Genomic DNA, 20,648 nt, shown 5'->3' with positions numbered 1-20,648 from the left:
TCAGGGATCATGGTCCGCGGCCGCAGACCAGCAGCGCGCGCGGTAGCAGTGCCACCGCACGATCCCGGACGCCGCCGTCGATGCCGTAGGCTGGAACACTATGGCTGAGATAGATTTTTCCGCAGAAATCCGCGCGCTGCGCGCCACCTATGTTTCCATTGAGCGGGTGTCCGAAGTGGACGCGCTCAAAGAGGAGATCGAGGATCTGAGCGATCAGGCCGGTGCGCCGAATTTGTGGGACGACCCGTCGGCCGGGCAAAAAATCACCTCCAGGCTCTCGCATGCGCAATCCAAACTGCAGAAGCTGCAGGGCCTCGCCGCACGCATTGACGACCTTGAGGTTCTGGTGGAATTGTCCAAGGACGAGGGGGACGAGGATTCATTGGCCGAAGCCGGCCGCGAACTGACCTCGCTGCAGAAGGCGCTGCAGGAGCTGGAGGTGGTCACGCTGCTCTCCGGTCAGTATGACGAGCGCGAAGCCGTGGTCAGCATCCGCTCCGGCGCCGGTGGAGTGGACGCGGCGGACTTCGCCCAGATGCTGATGCGGATGTACCTGCGGTGGGCGGAGCGGCACGGCTATCCGACCGCCATTCTGGACACCTCCTACGCCGAGGAGGCCGGCCTGAAATCGGCTACCTTCGAGGTCAAGGCACCCTATGCCTTTGGTACGCTCAGCGTTGAGGCGGGAACGCATCGGCTGGTTCGCATCAGCCCCTTCGACAATCAGGGCCGGCGGCAGACCTCCTTCGCCGCAGTGGAAGTCATTCCACTGATTGAGCAGACGGACAGCATCGAGATTCCGGACAACGAAATTCGGGTGGACGTCTTTCGTTCCTCCGGACCGGGCGGGCAATCGGTCAACACCACCGACTCCGCCGTTCGGCTCACGCACATTCCCACCGGGACGGTCGTGTCCATGCAGAATGAGAAGTCGCAGCTGCAGAACCGCGCCGCGGCACTGCGCGTGCTGCAGTCGCGGCTGCTGCTGCTTAAACAGCAGGAGGAGAACGCGGAGAAGAAGGCCATGGCCGGGGACGTCAAGGCTTCTTGGGGTGACCAGATGCGCTCCTACGTGCTCAATCCCTATCAGATGGTCAAAGATCTGCGCACCGAACACGAAGTGGGAAATACCTCCGCGGTGCTCGACGGCGAGATTGACGACTTCATCGATGCAGGGATCCGCTGGCGGGCCGATAACCGCAACGCCGCTTCAGGCAGCCCTCAGTAACCCCCCAACTCCTCACCAACCGACCCAGCTCCCCTCAGAACCCAGCTTCCTATTTCCGAACTGGGTGGCAGCTGATGCACTCAAAAGCCCTTTTGAGTGCCTCAGCTGTTACCTAGTTTGCGCTGAGCGAATTCTGATAGAGGTCCAGCAGTGCAGGCAGGCCACCGGATGCGAAGGCGCGGCGCTGACGCTGGGAGCCGGTGCCTTGGTCGCTGAGCCGCTGCAGGCCGGAGTGTACGAATTCTTCATCGCCGGTCCGCTCCAGGGCCGGGCGAAGGTATGCCACGAACGCGTCCAGGACCTCACCGGCTGGTGCCAGCTGTCCGCGGTGCGGATGCATCAGATCGCCATTCAGCCCATGGCGGGCGGCCTGCCACAGTGCGGCGTCAAGAATTTCCGGCGTGCGCGCAAAGTAGGGCCGCCCCTCGGTTGCATCGGTGCTGGCAGTGTCCACCAGCGCACGGATCATTACGGCCAGCAGCACTGCGTCCCGCGCCTCCAGCTGAGCATCCGCGGCACGTACCTCCAGCGTGGGATAGCTGTCCGACAGCCGTGCCACCCAGGTGATCACGCCGCGGTCAATGATGACGCCGGTATTGACCAGTCCCTGCACCCGGGCCTCGTAATCCGCCGCATCCTTGAACAGCGGAGGCACACCCTGGATGGGCCAGCGGCGGTAGGAGATGGTGCGCCAGCTTTCGAACCCGCTGTCGCGGTCCTGCCAGAAGGGGGAGTTTGCGCTCAGTGCCACGATGACCGGCAGCCAGGGACGAATCCGGTTCAGGGCCTGGACACCGCTGTCTTTGTCCTCAATGCCGACATGCACGTGCAGACCGTTGACATACTGGTCGGCCACGATCCCCGGGGCGCTGTCCCGGAGCTGGTGATAACGCCGCTTGTCGGTAACCTCGGGCAAGGCCGTCTCCATCCGCGGAGCCGTTCCGATTCCGGCGGCGCGGGCCCGGGCTTTCAGCGCCGCCTTCGCCAGCTCAGCACGGAAAGCCCGCAGGGACTGCAGGGCTTCGGCGGCTGTATGGCACGGCGGCGTTGATGTTTCCAACTGGCAGGTGAGCAGCTCGGACTGGACATCGTCCACCGCAACGTTGCGCGAACTGGTGAGGAATGCGCTGACTTCGTCGCTGATGAACCGGGGCATTGCCGTGGACGGGTCAAGGAGCAGGTACTCTTCCTCGATGCCAAACGTTCGCACGAATACTCCTTGCTCTTGGCGTTCACCCGAGCATAACGGAGGTCCGCACGGCGCCCTGGCGCGCACCCTTGGGCTAAGCCCGCAGGAGCGGTGGGCCGACCCCCGCAGGCCGGCGCGCAAACCTGTCACGACACACCGCGGCAACTGCCGGTCAATGAGCCAGTAGAGTGTCTAGAGTCAAGGAGCCGGTGGATTCTTCCCCCAAGCAAACGCCCATGCACCGGCCTGTCAGTCCCTTTCGCTGGCTGGGTGCAGAGTGGCTGGATTTACTACCGTCATGATTCGTTTCGATAATGTCACAAAGGTCTACGATCAGAAGACCCGGCCCGCCCTGGACTCGATTTCGCTGGAGATCGACCGGGGCGAGTTCACGTTTCTGGTAGGGGCCTCGGGCTCGGGCAAGTCCACATTTTTGCGGCTCGTCCTCAAGGAGGACCGTGCAACGCACGGCTCCGTTTACGTTGCGGGCCGGAATGTGGCACATATTTCCAGTTGGCGGGTTCCCAAAATGCGCCGTGGCATCGGCGTGGTCTTCCAAGACTTCCGCCTGCTGCCAAACAAGACAGTATTCGCCAATGTCGCGTTCGCCATGCAGGTGATCGGCAGGAGTCGTGGCATTATCCGCGAGACAGTCCCGGAGGTCCTGAAAACGGTTGGGCTGGAGGGCAAGGAAAACCGGATGCCGCACGAGCTCTCCGGCGGCGAGCAACAGCGCGTGGCAATAGCCCGCGCTGTGGTCAATAAACCCGGCATCCTGCTGGCGGATGAGCCCACTGGAAACCTGGATCCCACCACGTCGATGGGCATCATGAAGGTTTTGGACAAGATCCACCGCAATGGCACCACCGTCGTGATGGCCACGCACGACGACGACATCGTCAACGAAATGCGCAAACGCGTGGTGGAACTGAATAACGGCGTTATCGTCCGGGACGAGGCCAAGGCGCTGTACACCTCGATGCTGCCGGTGGTGCAGGCGAAGACCGAACCGGGCCATGGCGCCACCCGGGAGGCCGGAGCATGAGACTGGCCTTCATTCTCGGCGAAATCGGCGGAGGCCTTCGCCGGAACCTTTCCATGGTTGTCTCCGTCATTCTTGTCACCTTTGTCTCGCTGACCTTCGTAGGGGCGGCCGGGATGCTGCAGATGCAGATCACCCAGATGAAGGGCTTCTGGTACGACAAGGTCCAGGTCGCCGTCTTCCTCTGCGTTGATTCGTCCACCTCGCCCACCTCGCCCACCTGCGCGGCCGGGCCGGCCACCGACGAGCAGAAGAAAAACATCGAGTCCCTGCTGGATTCCCCGGCGGTCAAGCAGTACGTGACCAGCTGGACTTTCGAGTCGCAGCCCGATGCACTCAAACATTTCAAGGAACAGTTCGCGAACTCGCCCATTGTGGATTCGGTGACGGCGGACCAGCTGCCCGCGTCGTTCCGGGTAAATATGGTAAATCCGGAAAAATACCAGATCATCAATGAGACTTTTTCCGCCACCCCCGGGGTGGAGACCGTCATCGATCAGCGTCAGCTGTTGGAACGGCTGTTCTCGGTAATGAACGCCGCGTCACTGGTGGCGGTCGGCATTGCGGCCCTGATGCTCATCTGCGCCATCCTGCTGATCGCCACCACCATCCGGCTCTCCGCCTTCAGCCGACGGCGCGAAACCGGCATCATGCGCCTGGTCGGAGCCTCGAAGGCGGTGATCCAGCTGCCTTTTGTGCTCGAAGGCGTGATAGCGGCGGTCATCGGCGCCGTCCTGGCCTCCGGAACGATCTGGCTCGTGGCGAGATTCTTCATCCAGGGCTACCTGGCCGAGCAGTACAAGGATACGGCGTTCATTTCGGCCAGCCAGGTGCTGATCCTGGCTCCGGCGCTGATCGTTCTGGGTATTCTGTTGGCTGGTCTGTCGTCGCTGCTCACCCTGCGGAAATACCTGAAGGTATAGGTCCGTGTCCAGCGAAGCGTCCCGCAGCGGGGAAACCATTCGTCCCTCCTGGCACGGCCGCGCCGCCGTCATAAAGAGTCGCCGACGTGTCCTCAGCGCTTCCATTGTGGCGGTCCTGCTGGCGGGGCTGCTGGCCAGCGTCCCCGCGCACGCGGATAATCTCGACGATCGTGCCAAGGCATTGCAGGCACAGGCCGACGACGTAGAGTCCTCGCTTGAGTTCGTCGATGCCTCCCTGGCCAAGGCCGCGGCAAACCTCACCCTGTACCGTGGGCGGCTTCCCGGAGCCCAGCAGTCGCTCTCCGATGCGCAGGCCCGCGTGACAACGGCCACTGCCGAGGTGGATGGGCTGGCCGCACGCGTCGATCTGGCCCAGCAGAATAAAGATGAGATCACCGCCCAGATTGGCGCGGATGCCCGAAAACTGGCTGACACCAAGAAGGTCATTGGTCAGATTGCCGCCCAGTCATATAAATCCGGCGGAGTTCCGTCCAACCTGAGCCTGATTCTGGGCAGCAGTTCCTCGGGGAGTCTGGCCAACACTATGAACATGGCGGACCAAGCCCTGCGCAGTCAGAATGCGGCGTTGGATAAGTTATCCCAGCAGCAGGCCACCAACGTCAATGTGCAAGCCCGGCTGGAGGCAGTGGAAGCGGAGATCAAGGATCTGAAGGGTCAGGCGGATGCCGCGCTGGCCGGCGAGCAGGCCGCCCGGGATGAGGCTGCGGCCAAAAAAGCCGCTGTGGACAAGTTAATCGCCGATGCCGCTGCCCTCGATGCCGAACTAACGGCAAAGAAACCGCAGATCCAGGCCAAGATGGCGGCGGTGAAAGCGCAGCAGGAAAACATTGCCAACCAAATCGCGGAGCGCCAGCGCAAGGAACGCGAGGCGGCGGCTGCGGCTGCCCGTGCGGCCGCAGCGGCTTTGGGAAACCACAACTATATTTCGCCGCCTGCCGGCAGCCCGTCCGCGTTCGGCCTCCGGCACCCGTTTGCAGCGGGTATTGCGATCACCTCCGGCTTTGGCTTGCGGCAGACACCACCAGGAACCATAGATTTTAACGGCTCTGGATCGTACCTGCACAGCGGCATCGACTTTGGTGCCGCCTGTGGAACGCCGGTCTACGCACCGGCGGCCGGAACCGTAACCCTTGCGGGCTGGACGAATCTGGGTGGAGGGTTCTCCGTCTGGATCAGCCACGGCGTGGTCCAAGGCAATGCCCTCATGACCGTCTACTACCACAATTCCAAAGTGATGGTCAGCCAGGGCCAGCACGTCAACACGGGCGACCTCATCGCCTATACCGGCAACACGGGCAATTCCACCGGCTGCCATGCACACTTCGAAACGTGGCTCAACGGCAAGCCAGTGGACCCGATGACCGTTCTGGGGAGCTGACTGCCCTGGACCCGAGGCCGGTCGGGCCGCGGGACCACCCCTAAGAACTCTGGCGTACACTGGTAGTCCGCCGACCGGCGTCCGGAATGTGACTTTTCCAGCTGGCTAAGATCCAGACTGCCCAACATCCAAGGAGTGTATCCGTGCCCAAAGAAAGTGGCCTGAAGGTAGTGGCCACCAACCGGAAGGCCCGGCACGACTACCACGTGATGGATACATACGAGGCCGGATTGGCTCTGATGGGCACCGAAGTGAAGTCGCTCCGGGAAGGCCGTGCCTCGCTGGTGGACGGTTTCGCCACCTTTTACGACAACGAATTGTGGCTCGAAGCCGTCTACATTCCGGAATACCTCAATGGCAGCTGGACCAATCATTCGGCGCGCCGCCGGCGCAAGCTGCTGCTGCACCGCGAGGAACTGGAAAAAATCGCCCACAAAACCCGTGAATCCGGCTTCACTATTGTGCCGCTGCAGCTGTACTTCCTCGACGGCCGGGCCAAGGTGGAAATCGCCGTGGCCAAGGGAAAGAAGGACTACGACAAGCGGCAAACCCTGCGCGAGAAACAGGACAACCGGGAGGCGCTGCGGGCAATGCGGGAGAAGAACAGGCCCTAGATGCCGCCAGTGGATGTGTTTTTCGGCAGCTGGACGTTCGATCCGTGGGCCGCGGGCGTGATTCTGGCAGCGGGCACCCTCTTTGGGGTTGGAGTTGTCCGCGCCGGCCGGGCGGGCGTCAGCTGGCCGCGCTGGCGGATCGTCTGCTTCTCTCTGCTTGGTCTGGGCTTTTTCGGCTTCGTCTCTTTCGGCTTCCTCGGAAGCTCTGCGGGTCAGCTGCGCTGGGCCTTTTCAATCCGGCTGGCCATGCTCCTGTTCATCGTCCCGATTCTGTTGTCGCTGGGCAAACCCTTATCGCTGCTGCGGGCGGCCACGCACTCCACCAGCGTGCGGCGGCGGCTTGCCTCCGTTGGCCGCTGGCCGATGAGGTTCTTCTCCAACGCCGTGGTGGCACCCTTGGTGGGCCTGCTGCTGTTTTCCGCATTGCTCACCCCGCTGGCTGGCGTCGCCAGACTTACCCCGGTGATCGAAGGCCTCCTCACCGTCGGCGTACCACTGCTGGGCCTGCTGCTGATTCTGCCCTTGACCGAGTCCGGGCGGCGGACCACTACCTCACTTTTGCTGCTCGAATTTGTTTTCGCCTTTATCGAGCTGCTGGCCGACGCCATTCCCGGCATGGCGCTTCGGCTCAATGGCTCGGTCCTGGACGGGGCCGGCATCTTATCTGGGCCCCATGCGCCATGGTTCCCCAGCCCACTGCTCGATCAGCAGCTCGCGGGGGACTGGCTCTGGTTTATCTGCGAGGCGGCGGACCTGCCCATTCTCATTCTGCTGTTTGTCCGTTTTTCGCGGACCGATCGCGGCGAGCGTGACGTGCTGGATGAGATGACTGACGAACAAATGGATGCGCTGAACGCCGCGCATCTGGGACGCTACTGAAATGGCCCGGTGTTCGACGACCTCGGGAACAGGGAGGACCGATCCATGACTTGGCGCGCTTACCGCCGTACATACGGTGACGAATATGGGTGCGGCACAGGGCACGGCCGACGGCGGCAGTCGACTATGGCGGCAGACGGCGGCATCGCGCGTGGCCGACTCAGCGTCGCAGCAACCGCGGGTGCAGTTTCCGTCCTGCTCGTTTTGACAGGATGTACGTCCGCCACCGGCAATGGGCCAGCAGGGTCACCGTCCGCTGCGGGAGCGCCGGCAGGCGGTGCGCCCGCCAGCGCCGTGCCTTCGTCCGGACCATCATCGTCCGGACCAGCCACCGCGCAGCCACAGCCGTCTGCCAGCGCCTCCGCGTCCGCAACCGGCGTGCCGCCGTCGCCCGTCGTCACCCCCGCTGCGTCCAAAGCCGCGCGGACGCTGGCTCGGATGACGCTGGCGCAAAAAGTTGGACAGCTGCTGATGATTGGGGCACCCGTCGAAGGTATCGACGCCAATACGCCGATTGACATAAGCACCTATCACGTGGGCAATGTCTACCTAAAGGGACGAACCTACGCCGGATCGGTTGCCGCGGCCGCCGTCGTGGCCCAGCTCAAGGCGCAAGTCAACGCTGTCAGCACGGCCGGCGTGCGGCAGTTCGTCGCGACCGACCAGGAGGGCGGGTTCGTGCAGGTGCTCAACGGGCCGGGCTTCTCCGCCATCCCCATCGCCTTGGACCAAGGCGGCCTCGATCCTGCCATCCTGCGCAGCAATGCCAAAACCTGGGGCAGTCAGCTCGCCGGTGCAGGTATTAACGTCAATCTCGCACCGATCCTGGATACGGTGCCCAGCGACGCCGTGGCCACAGGCAATGCCCCGATCGGCCACTATTTCCGCGAATATGGCTTCACTCCGGAGTCGGTGGCCAGCCATGGAATCGCCTTCCTTAAGGGAATGGCGGATGCGGGCGTGGCGGCCGTTCCCAAACACTTCCCGGGTCTGGGCCGGGTGAGCGCCAATACCGACATCAGCACTGGCGTGACAGACAACCAGACCATCCGCAACGACCCCTACATAGCCCCGTTCCTTGCCGCCGTCACCGCGGGCTCGCGCTGGATGATGGTCTCCAGTGCGCTCTACCCAGCCATCGACGCGCACCACATTGCGCCGTTTTCGTCCGTGGTGTTGAAAGACATGCTCCGCAAGGACCTTGGGTTTACGGGCATCATCATCTCCGATGACCTCTGCAGCGCGGTTCAGCTCTCGCCATACGCGGTGGAAAAGCGTGGTGCCGACTTTATCGCCGCCGGTGGAACCATGGCTCTGTGCGCGGACGCGGCCATGGTGCCGGCGCTGCATAAGGGTATAACGCGGCGTGCAGAGAGTGACTCGACATTCGCTGCTGCCGTCGATGCGGCGGCACTGAAAGTGCTGGAAGTTAAAGCGGAACGTCACCTTCTTGGACGCTGAACGACTACCCCCACGCTTCGAAGCGATGAAAGATGTGCCATCCGGCGGCGCGGCGAGCCTGGACGACAATCTCGTCGGCCGGCCCGGGAATACACGGCTGCTTGGTTGCGTTAGACTTGCTGTACCGCGGAGTTTGGTGCGGTGTTGACAACTAAATATGGGGATGATTGGTTTCGACGATGTTTGTCGCGACAGGTGAAGCGGGCCGAGGATACAGGGTTATCTCGTAAACGATCTCTGTAAAACAATAAGTGCCAAAACATCGCGCACTGACTTCGCTCTCGCTGCCTAAGCAGTAAGACAGTCCGTCAGCCCGGGTTTGCTCTCGCCCCGGATCCTGGCGTCATTTAGAGGGCCACTGCTCTAAGCCTTCGTCATAGGGGCTTAGGGGACACTTATATGACTGAGCCTGGCAGCTACTTGTTTGCACGATAGCTGGGGCTGAGAAAAACCGACGCAAACTGCGCCCGGAGAAGACCTGACAACACGACATCGGACGGGGGTTCAATTCCCCCCATCTCCACAGATCTGTCCTTTGGCCGGAGACCCTTTTGGGTCTCTGGCCTGAGGACTTTCTCATCACTTTGGTTCTTGCTGGCTCTTCTGTCTCAACTTCCTGACCGGCCTGACCGGCGTGGCCCTCACTTTGACCCAGTATCGCTTTGGGCGGCCTGAGTCCCCCCGCTCCGTGGGCCTCGTCCTCCGCACGGTCGAGCAGGAATGTTCCCAAGCCCGGTTCCTCGTTCGCTCGCGGCGACCGCCACCAGCTGCAGACGAAAGCCGGAGCGGAGGTCTTGAGACGATTACTTCTCAAGATGCCGACTAGCATTGGGCAATGGAAAATGATCCGCCGGTTAACAACTCGTTAGCCTCGGGCGAATGGACCCACGAGGCCGCGCGGAATCCGCGCCGGGTTCATTGGATGGAACTGTTCTTCGACCTCGTGTTTGTGGCTTTTGTGGGGCAGCTCGCCCATGGGATACACGGCGACCCTGGGTGGGCCGAGTTCGGTACATTCGTTCTGCTGTTCTTCCCGGCCTGGTGGGCTTGGGTGAACCTCGCTTCTGTCGTCAATCTACTTCCGGGTCTATCGTCCCGTGCGTTGGGCCTGGCTATGCTCGCTGCCATGGGCGCCGCAAGCATTATGGCCGCCGCCGCGCCGGGCGCCTTCGGCGAACGGGCGTGGGCTTTTTCGTTGGCCAACGCTGCCATGCGGGTCGTCCTGCTGGTTCTGTGGCTGTATCAACACCGCGGACATTCCGACGATACGCCGTGGCGAATCTGGATCTATAACGGCGGAACGGCTGTCCTCTGGTTGGTCGCCGCGTTCGCGCCGCTCCATGTCGCAGTAGTCCTATGGGCGACGTCGATAGTCGTCGAGGTAGGCATGGTGCTGCTTGGCGGGCGGTTGTGGGCCGACCGGGGCATCGGCGACATCAACATTGAGCATGCTTCCGAGCGGTTGGGTCTTTTCGTCATCATTGTCCTCGGTGAATCCGTTTTTACGATCGTCTCCGAAGTGTCGGACGATTGGGCCCCGGGCGCAGGTTTGGCCGGCGCGCTGGGTTTTCTCATCGTCGCTCTCCTGGGCTGGGCATTCTTTCAATATGGCACCGCCACCCTGAGCGCGGGGCTTGAGCGGCTGCACGCGCGGTCGGACTTTGCAGGGATGCTCCAGACCACGCTGTTCTGCCCGTTTCTGCTGGTAGTCGGCCTAACAGTCATCGCTGGGGCGATCGCGACTGCCATTCCGCGACCTTTCAATCCTCTGCCGCTGGGTTCAGGAACTTCGCTCGGCGGCGGCCTCGCCTTGTTCTATGCATGCACCGCGATAGTCTCGCTTCGTTACGGTCAGCCGGCCCGCACCGTGCTGCCGTGGGCGGTGTCGACCGTGGTGGGTGCCGTTGTGCTCATACCGGTGAGTGCCTTGGTTTCCGGCGCGGTCAGCCTGGTGCTCGCCGTAGTTCTCCTGGTCCTTGTCACCACGTATGTGGAGATCCAGAGGCGACGGCGCAAGGCCCACGGCCCGTAAAGGGCTTCCACTTCGTCGGCCAGTGGCGTTCGACTCCCTCAGCTGCCGCCTGTGCAAGCCAGCGTAGAGCAGGTTGGGCGTGCGTTCGGTGGGCCTCAGCGAAGGAGTGTTCGGATGGTTTCCTTTGCACCGCGCTCATGGAGGCTCGTTAGGGCGTCCGTGTAAGCTTTCACGAAGCGTTCGCTGTCGATGAGATCGCCAAAGATTTCACGGTTGGCGATGAAGGCCAGCGGCTCCTGATGCTGTTTCTTAGCGGCGGCCATCAGGGTTGGCTTCAGCCGGTCCACCACCTCTATATGGTTGCCGTCTTCGTCTAGTCCTTCGGCGTAGCGGGCCCAACTGGCGACGACGGCGGCTGAGCGGCGGATCTCAGCATGGTTGTCCAGGTTAATCCGGATGACCGGAATCAACCATTTTGGAATCCGGTCCGAACTTTCGGCGCATAGCCGAGCCAGGGTATCTCGGATGTATGAGTTGGAAAACCGTTCAATCAGTGTGCGCTTGTACCTGTCGAGGTCGATTCCGGGAACGGGTTGCAGGGTTGGGCTGCCTTCCTTGTCCATGTAATCGAGGAGGAAGCGGGCGAACAACGGGTCCTGACAGGCTTCGTGCGCGTATCGGTAACCTGCCAGGTAGCCGAAGTAACACAGTGCCTGGTGGCTTGCGTTGAGCAAGCGCAGTTTCATGAGCTCGTAGGGTTCCACGTCATCAACGAGCCGGACGCCCGCATCCTCGAAGAGTGGACGGCCAGCGCTGAATCGGTCCTCCAAAACCCATTGCGCGAACGGTTCGCAGACCACCGGCCAGGCGTCCTCTACTCCGTACTCGTCCGCAATGGTACGACGGTCCTCATCCGTCGTCACGGGAGTGATCCTGTCGACCATACTGTTCGGAAAGGAGACGTTTGCGGCTATCCATGACCCGAGCTCGGGGTCCTTGAGGCGAGCGTAGGCGGTGAACATTTTCCGGGCGACGTCGCCGTTGCCCTGGATGTTGTCGCAGGACATAACGGTGAAGAGCTCCAGACCCCGCTTCCTCCTTCGGGACAGCGCCTCAGTGATGAGACCGAAGGTGGTTCGAGGCTCGGATCCTGGCAGGAGGTCGTGGACGACGTCGGGATTGCCAGCGTCGAAGTCTCCGCTGACGTGGTGGAAGTTGTACCCGCCCTCCGTCACGGTCAGCGAAACAATGCGGACGGACGCGGAGGCCATCTTTTCAATGACGGCGTTGGGATCCGCCGGGGCAAAGAGGTACTCGATGATCGATCCGATGACGCGAGCCTGCCGGGTTCCGTCGGGGTTCTTCACCATCAACGTGTAGAGGCAGTCCTGGCGGTCCATTACCTGCTTCATCCGTGCATCGGCAGGGAGGACGCCGACGCCACAGATAGCCCAGTCCAAGGCCTGGCCAGTGTTCATCAGCTGATCCAGATACATGGCTTGATGTGCACGGTGGAAGCCGCCAACACCAAAGTGGACGATTCCGGTACTCAGGGCTGAACGGTCGTAGGAAGGCTTGAGCAGTGAAACGGGTAGGTCACTGAGCGTGGTGCTGTTGAGCAGGTGCATCCGGGCTCACCTTTCCAAGATTGAGTCGGTCGTCGTTGCGTTGATGTGGACCTGTAGGGCCGACTCCTGCGCCCATTGTCCGGGGGTGCTGACTTTGTCAACACTTTAGCCGCTCGGACGGGTTAGTTTGAGGGCTTTCCTGGGCGGATGATTGATTTTCCGGGGACTTCTGCTCAGGAGTGGTGGTTTGTGAGGCAAATCCCCAGCCGCTGCTCAGATCAGGTTCCAGAGGATGAAACGGTCACGGACCACGATTTTGGGGTCGTCGCCGGCTTCGGCGAGGGTACCCCGAACCTCGTCAAGCACGCCGGGGTCAAGGGCGAGTGGCGCCTCATCGGGCTGGTCGATCGTGCCTGCCGGGTAGTCCACGCCGGGTTTGTTCGACATTTCAACGTGCGCGCCAAGCAACGCGCGGACGGCCGTCGGTGACGCGTCCCGGAACCGGATCAACCGGTCGATGGTCGCCATAAACGCGGGACGATCGCGGACGTAGAGCCGGCAGGGGGCGACGCTGTCACCGGTGAACAGTATGCCTGCCGCCCGGTCGAAGAAAACCAGCGCCGAGGGCTCGTGGCCCGGTGCGCCGATCAGATCCAGGATCCGCCCCCCGAGGTCGAATGTCGACACCGCCGTCGGCCACGCCTCGAAGCCAAAGAACTCGATCACTTCAGTTGTAGTAGTTCCAACCAGGACAGTTGCCGGACGATCAAGCAGCAAAGCGTCACCGGCGATATGGTCGCCGTGGGAGTGCGTGTGCGCAACGACGAGTCCGTAGTTCGAGCCCCGGATCAGTGGGTGCCGGTCCAGCCATTCTTCCATCAGCGCATCGATCGTGGCACGCAGCGGGAAGACGGCTTCGTCGGTCGTCGCACCGGTGTCAAGCAGGAGCGCCCGCTCACTACCGAACAGCAGGAACAGGAACGGCGCTTCCCAATGAGATGTCTTCGGTTGTCGGAGCTGGACGGTGTCGTCATTCAGCCAAGTCAACGCGGCGGTCGTCATACCGCTGATTCTCGCACTTCAACGGCCATCAACAGAACTCTCCGATGTGGAGGTGTCAATTTGTTGTTTGAGATGCTGGCTTTGCCAGCGTCGGCAAAGGAGTGCTGGTCATCAACTGTAGAATCTATTGGTAGCGTCCCTACTCAAGTAGGGAAACTCGGATGACGTGACGCACTAACGGCGGCAGGCATTAGCGGCAGCGAGCAGGAGGATTCCATGAGCAGCACCTCTTTGCGCCGTGCTGTTCGGCTCCTGCTCCGGGGAGCGAGTTTGGTGGTCGTTGTCCTGGCCGTTGTTGCTGGCCTTGTTGGAATGCATGCCTTGTCAGCCGGTCCATCGACACCTATACAGCAGGCAGCTGCGGGTTCTCAGCCGCCCGCTATGCCGATGACTACCATCACGCCGACTTCGTCGGCGGCCATGAATGAATCTGGGGTTCATCCCAACAGAGCTCATGGCAGCGCAGCGAAAATGGGTCGGACCCCAATCGAAAGGGTGGCATCGGGCGGTGCTGGAGCTGGGGGATGCCTGTTGGGCTGCCCCAGTTCCATGGACATGAGCGACGCATGTATCCCCTATCCCAGTAGTTCGATACCTTTTGCGCCTGCCCCGGATACCGGCGTCGTGTCCGTTCTGGGACCGATGCACCACTCGGCTGGCGGGCCGAATTATTACTCTCACTTCCCTGACAGTCCTTCATTGAATCAGCTTTCGATCAGCCGCACGTAAATCCATGCCCCGTCCGTGAAGTCTCCGGGCATTCTGGGCGTGCGCGTTTTATGGGCGCGGCGGCTTTTGATCTAATACATGATTCTTATGAAGGACTGCGTCAATGAAGAAAATCCTGATCATTTCCGCTGCCGCAATGGCCGCAGCGATTTCCTTGGCGGGTTGCTCCGCCGGGAACAGTTCCGCTGGGAATAGCTCCGCCGGTGGCAGCATGCCGGGCATGGACCATGGCACGTCTGCCGGCTCCAGCGCCACGCGTGAAGTTTCATCCGAGGCTGCCTCATCAAATGTCCCTGCATCGGTTCCGGCGGCTGGTGCGGACCATAGCGCGGCGGACACGATGTTCCTGCAGATGATGATTCCCCACCATCAGCAGGCGGTGGAGATGAGCAACACGATTCTGGGCAAGTCCAACATCGATCCTCGGGTGACGGCTCTGGCCAAAAAAATCAAGGCCGAGCAGACCCCGGAAATCGCTACGATGACCGGCTGGCTGAACGGCTGGAGTGAACCGTCGGCGATGGGAAGCGGGGGAAGCATGAGCGGCATGATGAGCGGGGAGGACATGAACAAGCTCGGTTCTGCGCAAGGCGCGGAGGCATCGAAGCTGTTTTTGTCCCAGATGATGGTCCATCATGAGAGCGCGGTGACCATGGCGAAGAAAGAGGCCAGCTACGGCAAGAGTGCCAACGCCATTGCCTTGGCCAAGAGCATCGTCACCTCCCAGGAAGCAGAGCTCAAGGATATGAAGGACCTGCTGGCTGCCCTTTAGGCGTCATCCGGCAGCAGATTCCGGGCTGTGGAATCCTGCAGTCCGGAACACCGTCATTGTGCCATTCAAACCCTGGAAAGATCTCATGTTCAATAAAGCGACACCCAAAATCGTCGACCAGCGTATCTTCGCCGCAGGCGTGGCCACTCTTGCACTGCTGCTGTCGGCCTGTTCTGCCGGGTCCTCGGCCGCAGTTTCGGTTGAATCGATGGCGCCTCCTGCCGCTCACGTCCACGGCATCAGTGTGGAGGCCATGTCCGGGCGCGTCCTGTTGGCCACCCATGAAGGTCTCTACGATGTGACGCGGAAACCTGCCGTCAAGATCGGCCCGACCATCGATTTGATGGGCTTTACACCTACCTCAGATCCCAAGGTCTTCTACGCCTCGGGGCACCCCGGCACAGGATCCGCCCTTTCGAATCCCGTGGGGCTTATCAAGTCCATTGATGGCGGGGTGAGCTGGCAGCCGGTGAGCCGCCAGGGCGAATCCGACTTCCATGCGCTGACCTACAGCCGTGGAGGACTTATCGGTTTTGACGGCGCACTTCGTACCAGTACGGACGGCAAAAAATGGAGTACGACGACGACGTCCTTCGCCCCCGCCGTGCTGGCCGCTAGCCCGGGGTCACCGGATGTGCTTGCCACCACAGAGCAGGGTGTGCAACGGTCCCCAGATGGTGGGAAGACCTGGCAGCTTAATGCCGCGGCTCCGGTGATCCAGTTCGCTGCTTTCGCCACGGCCGCGGAGGTTGCCGGGGTCTCTCCGGCCGGGGCGGTGTATACGTCCAGCGATGCCGGGCGGACGTGGACCGCAACAGGTCAGGTGCCGGGGCAGGTGGAGGCGATCGCGGCTATCGAAGGATCCCCGGGAAAACCGTGGATCTGGGCCGCGACTGATACCGGGGTTCAAGTCTCCACCGACGGCGGAGCCACCTTCCACCCGGCGATAGCCTCCTAAAACCGATGAATATCGGTCACTTCTTCGCCACTACGGTCACCTCCGGAGCGCTCGTTATCGCCATCCCGTTGGCGTTGATCGCCGGTGTGGTGTCCTTTCTCTCCCCCTGTATCTTGCCGCTGGTTCCCGGGTACCTGGGCTACGTCTCCGGGCTGACGGATCCGGGCCAGCCGCGGAACCGGCGCCGGGTGCTGGTCGGTGTGGGGCTGTTCATCCTGGGCTTCGGCGCTGTTTTCACCGTATATGGTGCGGCGTTTGGCGCTATCGGGGCATGGTTGGTGCGCTGGCAGGATCCACTGATGCGGGTGCTCGGAGGTGTTGTCATTGTCATGGGATTGGTGTTGCTGGGAAAGTTTTCCTGGCTGCAGCAAACCAGAAAGCTGAACCTGACCCGTCGGACCGGCCTGGCGGGCGCCCCGGTCCTGGGAGTCGTCTTTGGTCTGGGCTGGACGCCGTGTATGGGGCCGACTTTGAGCGCGGTGTTGGCTCTGAGCGTCACCTCCGGCAACGCCTGGCGTGGCGCCCTGTTGGCGTTCATCTATTGCCTGGGCCTGGGTATCCCGTTCACCCTGGTTGCCCTGGGCCTGAACTGGGTATCCCGGGTGCTGAGCGTCATCCGACGGCACATCCGGGTGGTCAACATTGCCGGCGCCTCGATGCTGATCGTTCTGGGGCTGCTGATGGTCACGGGAGTCTGGATGCAATGGATCTATCAGCTCCAGAACCTCTCCGGTACGTACCTCACCCCGGTGTGACTGCCCGCCAGCCGAGACCCACCCACCGTTTGACTTACATCCAAGGAATCGGAACATGAACAACCAACTGAACCGGCGCAGTTTCTTCGGCCTCTCCGTGGCGGCCACCGCTGCCGCCGCACTGGCCGCCTGCGCACCGAACGCCCCGGCCGCCCGGAAAACCAATAGGATCATGCCCGGCGACCCGTCGATCGCGCGGTACGAATCCCGGCGTGCCTCCACTGGCGCCACGGTCCGCCAGAAGCTGTCTCCCGGCGCCTTCACCACGACCTTGGCGGGGAAGTCCATCACCACGTGGGGATACAACGGCTCGCTCGCCGCCCCGGTCATTCGGGGCAAGGTCGGTGACCAGCTTGATGCCACGGTGGTTAATGGGCTCAAGGATGGCACCAGTATCCATTGGCATGGGCTTGCGCTGCGCAACAACGACGACGGCGTTCCCAACGTTACGCAGCAGGCGATAGCCGCCGGGGCCTCCTACAATTACAGCTTCAAACTGCCGCATCCTGGAACCTACTGGTACCACTCGCATGTGGAGATGCAGCGCGAGCGTGCCCTCTACGGTGCCCTGATCATCGAGGACCCGAATGAACCCCTCAGCTATGACAAGGACTGGGTCATCGTGCTCGATGACTGGATTGACGGCCTTGATGGAACACCGGGGGACGTCCTGAAGGGACTGTCCAGGGGAATGACTGGAATGGCTGGAATGTCAGGTATGGGACAAAGTAGCAGCCCGCCGTCTTCGGCTATGGCGTCGATGTCCGGGATGGACATGGGCTCCGGGGCTCCAATGTCCTCAGCCTCCCCGTCCGCGGGCGGGATGTCCGGCGGATACATGCTGATGGGTGCGCGCAGTGATTTCCTGGGCGGGGATGCCGGGGACGTGAAGTATCCGGTGCACCTCTTCAACGGCAAGACACCAGAGCGGCCGGAAACGTTTGACGCGAAGCCGGGGGAGCGTGTCCGGCTACGCATCATCAACGCCGCGGGGGATACCGCCTATCGTGTTGGGGTCCCGGGCCAAAAAATCACCCTCACCCACACCGATGGGTTCCCTGTCGTGCATAAGGAGGTTGACGCCGTCGTGCTGGGTATGGGGGAACGCATCGATGCTCTCCTGACCGTACGGGACGGTTACACTCCGGTGCTGGCGCTTGCCGAAGGCAAGGGTCAACGCTCCTACGGGCTAGTTTCCACGGGGACCGGAACAGCGCCGGCCATGGCGGGGCTGCCGGCCAGGCTGGAGGGGACAGTCGTCGACAGCGGTCAGCTCACCGCCGATCCCGCCGTGGTCTTGCCGTCCAAAACACCGGACCGGGTCCATGCACTGCACCTGACCGGCGGGATGGGCATGTACGACTGGGGCATCAACGGGCACCGCTTCGACATGACCACACCCTTTGCCAACGCCTTTGAGGTTAAGATCGGCGAGCGTGTGGAGGTGAAGTTCATTAACGACACGGACATGTGGCATCCGATGCACATCCACGGGCACACTTTCCAGGTCGGCGAGTCCGGTGCACGTAAGGACACGGTCATCGTTAGGCCCAAGCAGAGCGTCACCGTCCGCTTTGATGCCGATAACCCGGGACAATGGCTCACCCACTGCCACAATGCCTATCATGCCGAGCGCGGCATGATGGGCGTCTTCTCCTACACCACCTAAGACAGGTCCATCATGAATCCTGCGGCAGCATCTGACCTCTTTTTCCCCTCACCGACCGTCGACGCGTTCGCGCTGGGGCCACTGACGATCCGGTTTTACGCTTTGTGCATCCTGGCGGGCATCATCTTTGCCACCTGGCTGGCAGGGCGCCGCCTCACTGCCCGTGGGGGCAGGCCGGGTGTGATACTTGACATTACCGTCTGGGCGGTGCCCTTCGGCATCATCGGTGGACGTCTGTACCACGTTGTGACGGATCCGGAACTCTACTTCCTGCCGGGTAAGAATCCCTGGAACGCACTCAAGATCTGGGACGGGGGACTGGGGATCTGGGGTGCCGTGGCACTGGGACTGCTCGGGGCGTACATTGGCTGCCGTCGGCACAATGTTCCCTTCACCACCCTGATCGACTCAGCCGCCCCCGGCCTGCTGATCGCCCAGGGGCTGGGCCGGTGGGGCAACTGGTTCAACAACGAACTCTACGGCGACCCGACCACTCTGCCGTGGAAACTGCAGATCCATCGGATGGACTTCGCCTCCGGCCATGCCATCACCGATGCGGCCGGTGCCCCCTTGGTTTTGGGGTACTTTCAGCCAACCTTTCTTTATGAGTCATTGTGGTCCCTCGCGGGCGCGGCCCTGCTGATGTTCCTGGACCGCAAATTCCGGCTCGGCGCGGGCTCCGTCTTCGCTCTCTATGTCGTGATCTATACGGCGGGCAGGTTCAACTTCGAACTGCTCCGTTCCGACTATGCCAACACCATCCTGGGGCTGCGGGTGAACACCTGGGTTTCGGGACTGATCTTCCTAGGCGGAGTGATTGCCTTCGTCTTGCTCCGGGGCAGGCCTCGCTCGGCTGTCGTGGAGGGTGACGCCGGGGAAAGCGGGCAAAGCGTCCCGGCAGGAAACAGTGCAGCGGAAAAAGGAGACAGCGAATGAGCAAGGCCAAACAACGCAGCACGGAACGGCAGGTCATCATCGACGCCGTCTACGCCGGTCACCGGGCCAAGCGGCGCAAGCGCAACGTCCTGATTTACGGTGGGTTCGCCCTGCTGCTGGCGGCGATCATCACCGCCGTCACGATCGTCGTCGTCGGCGGAATCCAACAGAACAACGCACTAGCGGAGGCGGCCAAAAAACCTATCGCCGGCGTCCGGACATTCAGCAAACTTACCCGTCAGCATGTCGATACGCCGGTCACCTACCCACAGCACCCGGGCGTCGGTGGTGATCACTCAAGTTCGTGGACGAACTGCGGTGTCTACGTCAAGTCCGTCGATGAGCAACGCGCCGTTCACTCGCTGGAACACGAGCGCTCCAGCAACGACGGCCCCGACAACGACGGTCCCGACGCCGAAGGCGTCCGTATCGCCGTCGGCGGTGCCGAAGCCGGCGGCGCTGGGTCCGGTGCTACCGGAGTCCAAGCCGGTCAGTGTTGATATCCCGGTGATCGGGGTGCATTCGTCGTTGTTGGAGTTGGGAAGGCCTCCGATGGTATGGCCGCTGTTCCTCCGGGTGAGGCCGGATCTCCGGCAGGGTGGTATAAGTATTCGCCTACGCCCGGTGCGTTGGGACCGTCCGTGATTTTGGGTCATGTGAACTCCACGACCAGCAACGTCGGAATTTTTTACCGGTTGCGCGAACTGAAGCCGGGCCAGACGTTTTCCGTCACCCGTGCCGATCGTAGCGTGGCCGTTTTCCAGGTGGACAGGCTCGCTGATTTCAAGAAAGCCACCTTTCCGACCCTGGATGTGTACGGCAACACCAACCGGCCCGAGATCCGGTTGATCACCTGCGGCGGGTACAACCCCGCCACCAACCTTTACGACGACAACACCGTTGTCTATGCGCACCTCATCAGCAGCCACCGCGCCTAACCCGCTCCACTCCCGGCGTCGATCAGGAAAAGATGAGATTTCGCTTTTACATACAGCGTTTTCGGGTCTTGGGGTATCCCGGTCAGCACGGTCCACTGTGTTCATCGGGGCCGTTCCTAGAGCGACTGTTTCCTGAAACGAGTGTCAAGCCAGCCACCAGCCCGCCAAAAATGGTCAGGCGGTCAGCAGCACGCCGAGGAACGAGTCGCCTTCTGCGTGGCTGCCCGTCCGGAGGCGGCGAAGATCAGCACAAGGACCACAGCCGCGGCCGCCGCGAAGAGAACCGGGTGGGAAGAAAAGTGCCCGACCGGAGGCCTGGTCGGGCACTTTGCCCCGTGCTGTTGAGTTGTTGGCCGGTTCTTAGCCGATGACCCTGTAGTACGACGGTCCCGATCCGATGTTGACACTGAAAACGATTGTCTGGCTGCCGTTCCAACCGCTGTGGATAGCCATGCCGCCCCCGATGTAGATGGCGTTATGCGAAAAGCCCATGCCTCCGTCTGCGTAGTAAATGAAGTCGCCCGGCTGAGGATTCGTTACCGGAGCAGCGAATC

The 20,648-nt window shown here is 62.0% G+C and carries 20 protein-coding genes and 1 other RNA gene; 17 read left to right on the top strand and 4 right to left on the bottom strand.

Going from position 1 to position 20,648, the window contains the following annotated elements:
• Positions 1–100 precede the first annotated feature (100 nt).
• Positions 101–1,228: a peptide chain release factor 2 gene (gene prfB, locus IV498_RS12300; RefSeq protein WP_269046997.1), complete on the top strand. Its 1,128-nt coding sequence runs from the start codon at positions 101–103 to the stop codon at positions 1,226–1,228.
• 112 nt (positions 1,229–1,340) lie between these two features.
• Here the strand turns inward: prfB and IV498_RS12295 are convergent, their stop codons facing one another.
• Positions 1,341–2,438 carry a carboxylate-amine ligase gene (locus tag IV498_RS12295; protein WP_269046996.1) on the bottom strand — a complete coding sequence of 366 codons (1,098 nt, stop codon included), beginning with the start codon at positions 2,436–2,438 and terminating at the stop codon, positions 1,341–1,343.
• A 277-nt stretch (positions 2,439–2,715) separates the two neighbouring features.
• Here IV498_RS12295 and ftsE point away from each other — a divergent pair, with 277 nt between their 5' ends.
• The 8 genes from ftsE to IV498_RS12255 all read left to right on the top strand — a co-directional run bounded on the left by ftsE (position 2,716) and on the right by IV498_RS12255 (position 10,767).
• Positions 2,716–3,462: a cell division ATP-binding protein FtsE gene (ftsE, locus tag IV498_RS12290; RefSeq protein WP_269047027.1), complete on the top strand. Its 747-nt coding sequence runs from the start codon at positions 2,716–2,718 to the stop codon at positions 3,460–3,462.
• A complete protein-coding gene (gene ftsX / locus IV498_RS12285; protein WP_269046995.1) occupies positions 3,459–4,382 on the top strand; it encodes a permease-like cell division protein FtsX in 924 nt (307 codons plus the stop codon). Before ftsE ends, ftsX begins: the two co-directional genes overlap by 4 nt.
• A gap of 4 nt (positions 4,383–4,386) precedes the next feature.
• Positions 4,387–5,781, top strand: coding sequence for a peptidoglycan DD-metalloendopeptidase family protein (locus tag IV498_RS12280; RefSeq protein WP_442951348.1), 1,395 nt, complete (start codon positions 4,387–4,389; stop codon positions 5,779–5,781).
• Between the two features lie 143 nt (positions 5,782–5,924).
• The gene (gene smpB, locus IV498_RS12275; protein ID WP_269046993.1) at positions 5,925–6,395 is read left to right on the top strand and encodes an SsrA-binding protein SmpB; all 471 of its coding nucleotides are present in this window, start codon (positions 5,925–5,927) and stop codon (positions 6,393–6,395) included.
• Positions 6,396–7,274: a cytochrome c oxidase assembly protein gene (locus IV498_RS12270; protein WP_269046991.1), complete on the top strand. Its 879-nt coding sequence runs from the start codon at positions 6,396–6,398 to the stop codon at positions 7,272–7,274. It begins immediately after the preceding gene.
• A 45-nt stretch (positions 7,275–7,319) separates the two neighbouring features.
• Positions 7,320–8,735: a glycoside hydrolase family 3 N-terminal domain-containing protein gene (locus IV498_RS12265; RefSeq protein ID WP_269046989.1), complete on the top strand. Its 1,416-nt coding sequence runs from the start codon at positions 7,320–7,322 to the stop codon at positions 8,733–8,735.
• Between the two features lie 159 nt (positions 8,736–8,894).
• Positions 8,895–9,261, top strand: a transfer-messenger RNA (tmRNA) gene (gene ssrA / locus IV498_RS12260).
• 309 nt (positions 9,262–9,570) lie between these two features.
• On the top strand, positions 9,571–10,767 hold the full coding sequence (locus IV498_RS12255) for a low temperature requirement protein A (RefSeq protein ID WP_269046988.1): 1,197 nt from the start codon (positions 9,571–9,573) through the stop codon (positions 10,765–10,767).
• A 95-nt stretch (positions 10,768–10,862) separates the two neighbouring features.
• Here IV498_RS12255 and IV498_RS12250 read toward each other — a convergent pair whose 3' ends face one another.
• A complete protein-coding gene (locus tag IV498_RS12250) occupies positions 10,863–12,335 on the bottom strand; it encodes a mannitol dehydrogenase family protein (protein ID WP_269046986.1) in 1,473 nt (490 codons plus the stop codon).
• Between the two features lie 213 nt (positions 12,336–12,548).
• On the bottom strand, positions 12,549–13,337 hold the full coding sequence (locus IV498_RS12245) for an MBL fold metallo-hydrolase (protein ID WP_269046984.1): 789 nt from the start codon (positions 13,335–13,337) through the stop codon (positions 12,549–12,551).
• 216 nt (positions 13,338–13,553) lie between these two features.
• On the opposite strand from IV498_RS12245, the gene IV498_RS19095 reads away from it, so the two are divergent.
• The 8 genes from IV498_RS19095 (at position 13,554) to IV498_RS12210 (ending at position 20,094) form a co-directional block, all read left to right on the top strand.
• On the top strand, positions 13,554–14,066 hold the full coding sequence (locus IV498_RS19095) for a DUF6153 family protein (protein WP_442951347.1): 513 nt from the start codon (positions 13,554–13,556) through the stop codon (positions 14,064–14,066).
• 103 nt (positions 14,067–14,169) lie between these two features.
• Positions 14,170–14,838 carry a DUF305 domain-containing protein gene (locus IV498_RS12240; protein WP_269046982.1) on the top strand — a complete coding sequence of 223 codons (669 nt, stop codon included), beginning with the start codon at positions 14,170–14,172 and terminating at the stop codon, positions 14,836–14,838.
• Positions 14,839–14,923: 85 nt separating this feature from the next.
• Positions 14,924–15,796, top strand: a complete 873-nt coding sequence (locus IV498_RS12235; RefSeq protein WP_269046980.1) for a F510_1955 family glycosylhydrolase — start codon at positions 14,924–14,926, stop codon at positions 15,794–15,796.
• A gap of 5 nt (positions 15,797–15,801) precedes the next feature.
• The gene (locus IV498_RS12230; RefSeq protein ID WP_269046978.1) at positions 15,802–16,551 is read left to right on the top strand and encodes a cytochrome c biogenesis CcdA family protein; all 750 of its coding nucleotides are present in this window, start codon (positions 15,802–15,804) and stop codon (positions 16,549–16,551) included.
• A 55-nt stretch (positions 16,552–16,606) separates the two neighbouring features.
• Positions 16,607–18,220, top strand: a complete 1,614-nt coding sequence (locus tag IV498_RS12225) for a multicopper oxidase family protein (RefSeq protein ID WP_269046976.1) — start codon at positions 16,607–16,609, stop codon at positions 18,218–18,220.
• A gap of 12 nt (positions 18,221–18,232) precedes the next feature.
• The gene (lgt, locus tag IV498_RS12220) at positions 18,233–19,156 is read left to right on the top strand and encodes a prolipoprotein diacylglyceryl transferase (protein ID WP_269046974.1); all 924 of its coding nucleotides are present in this window, start codon (positions 18,233–18,235) and stop codon (positions 19,154–19,156) included.
• Positions 19,153–19,656 (top strand): DUF3105 domain-containing protein, encoded by a 504-nt coding sequence (locus IV498_RS12215; protein WP_269046973.1) that lies wholly within the window; start codon positions 19,153–19,155, stop codon positions 19,654–19,656. Before lgt ends, IV498_RS12215 begins: the two co-directional genes overlap by 4 nt.
• A gap of 57 nt (positions 19,657–19,713) precedes the next feature.
• Positions 19,714–20,094, top strand: a complete 381-nt coding sequence (locus tag IV498_RS12210) for a sortase domain-containing protein (RefSeq protein WP_269046972.1) — start codon at positions 19,714–19,716, stop codon at positions 20,092–20,094.
• Between the two features lie 360 nt (positions 20,095–20,454).
• Here IV498_RS12210 and IV498_RS12205 read toward each other — a convergent pair.
• The coding region (locus tag IV498_RS12205) for an NlpC/P60 family protein (protein ID WP_269046970.1) at positions 20,455–20,648 on the bottom strand (194 nt) is incomplete at its 5' end.

It is taken from the genome of Paenarthrobacter sp. Z7-10, assembly GCF_026932795.1.
In the GTDB taxonomy this organism is placed as follows: domain Bacteria; phylum Actinomycetota; class Actinomycetes; order Actinomycetales; family Micrococcaceae; genus Arthrobacter_M.
This window is presented reverse-complemented; position numbering and strand designations above follow the sequence as displayed.

What these genes read in the sequence shown, in the direction of transcription:
- IV498_RS12240 (WP_269046982.1), top strand. Translation starts at nt 14,170, where the DNA reads ATGAAGAAAATCCTGATCATTTCCGCTGCCGCAATGGCCGCAGCGATT.
- ftsE (WP_269047027.1), top strand. Translation starts at nt 2,716, where the DNA reads ATGATTCGTTTCGATAATGTCACAAAGGTCTACGATCAGAAGACCCGG.
- IV498_RS12250 (WP_269046986.1), bottom strand. Translation starts at nt 12,335, where the DNA reads ATGCACCTGCTCAACAGCACCACGCTCAGTGACCTACCCGTTTCACTG.
- IV498_RS12230 (WP_269046978.1), top strand. Translation starts at nt 15,802, where the DNA reads ATGAATATCGGTCACTTCTTCGCCACTACGGTCACCTCCGGAGCGCTC.
- prfB (WP_269046997.1), top strand. Translation starts at nt 101, where the DNA reads ATGGCTGAGATAGATTTTTCCGCAGAAATCCGCGCGCTGCGCGCCACC.
- IV498_RS12210 (WP_269046972.1), top strand. Translation starts at nt 19,714, where the DNA reads ATGGCCGCTGTTCCTCCGGGTGAGGCCGGATCTCCGGCAGGGTGGTAT.
- IV498_RS12265 (WP_269046989.1), top strand. Translation starts at nt 7,320, where the DNA reads ATGACTTGGCGCGCTTACCGCCGTACATACGGTGACGAATATGGGTGC.
- IV498_RS12235 (WP_269046980.1), top strand. Translation starts at nt 14,924, where the DNA reads ATGTTCAATAAAGCGACACCCAAAATCGTCGACCAGCGTATCTTCGCC.
- ftsX (WP_269046995.1), top strand. Translation starts at nt 3,459, where the DNA reads ATGAGACTGGCCTTCATTCTCGGCGAAATCGGCGGAGGCCTTCGCCGG.
- IV498_RS12215 (WP_269046973.1), top strand. Translation starts at nt 19,153, where the DNA reads ATGAGCAAGGCCAAACAACGCAGCACGGAACGGCAGGTCATCATCGAC.
- IV498_RS12245 (WP_269046984.1), bottom strand. Translation starts at nt 13,337, where the DNA reads ATGACGACCGCCGCGTTGACTTGGCTGAATGACGACACCGTCCAGCTC.
- lgt (WP_269046974.1), top strand. Translation starts at nt 18,233, where the DNA reads ATGAATCCTGCGGCAGCATCTGACCTCTTTTTCCCCTCACCGACCGTC.
- IV498_RS12225 (WP_269046976.1), top strand. Translation starts at nt 16,607, where the DNA reads ATGAACAACCAACTGAACCGGCGCAGTTTCTTCGGCCTCTCCGTGGCG.
- IV498_RS19095 (WP_442951347.1), top strand. Translation starts at nt 13,554, where the DNA reads ATGAGCAGCACCTCTTTGCGCCGTGCTGTTCGGCTCCTGCTCCGGGGA.
- IV498_RS12270 (WP_269046991.1), top strand. Translation starts at nt 6,396, where the DNA reads ATGCCGCCAGTGGATGTGTTTTTCGGCAGCTGGACGTTCGATCCGTGG.
- IV498_RS12255 (WP_269046988.1), top strand. Translation starts at nt 9,571, where the DNA reads ATGGAAAATGATCCGCCGGTTAACAACTCGTTAGCCTCGGGCGAATGG.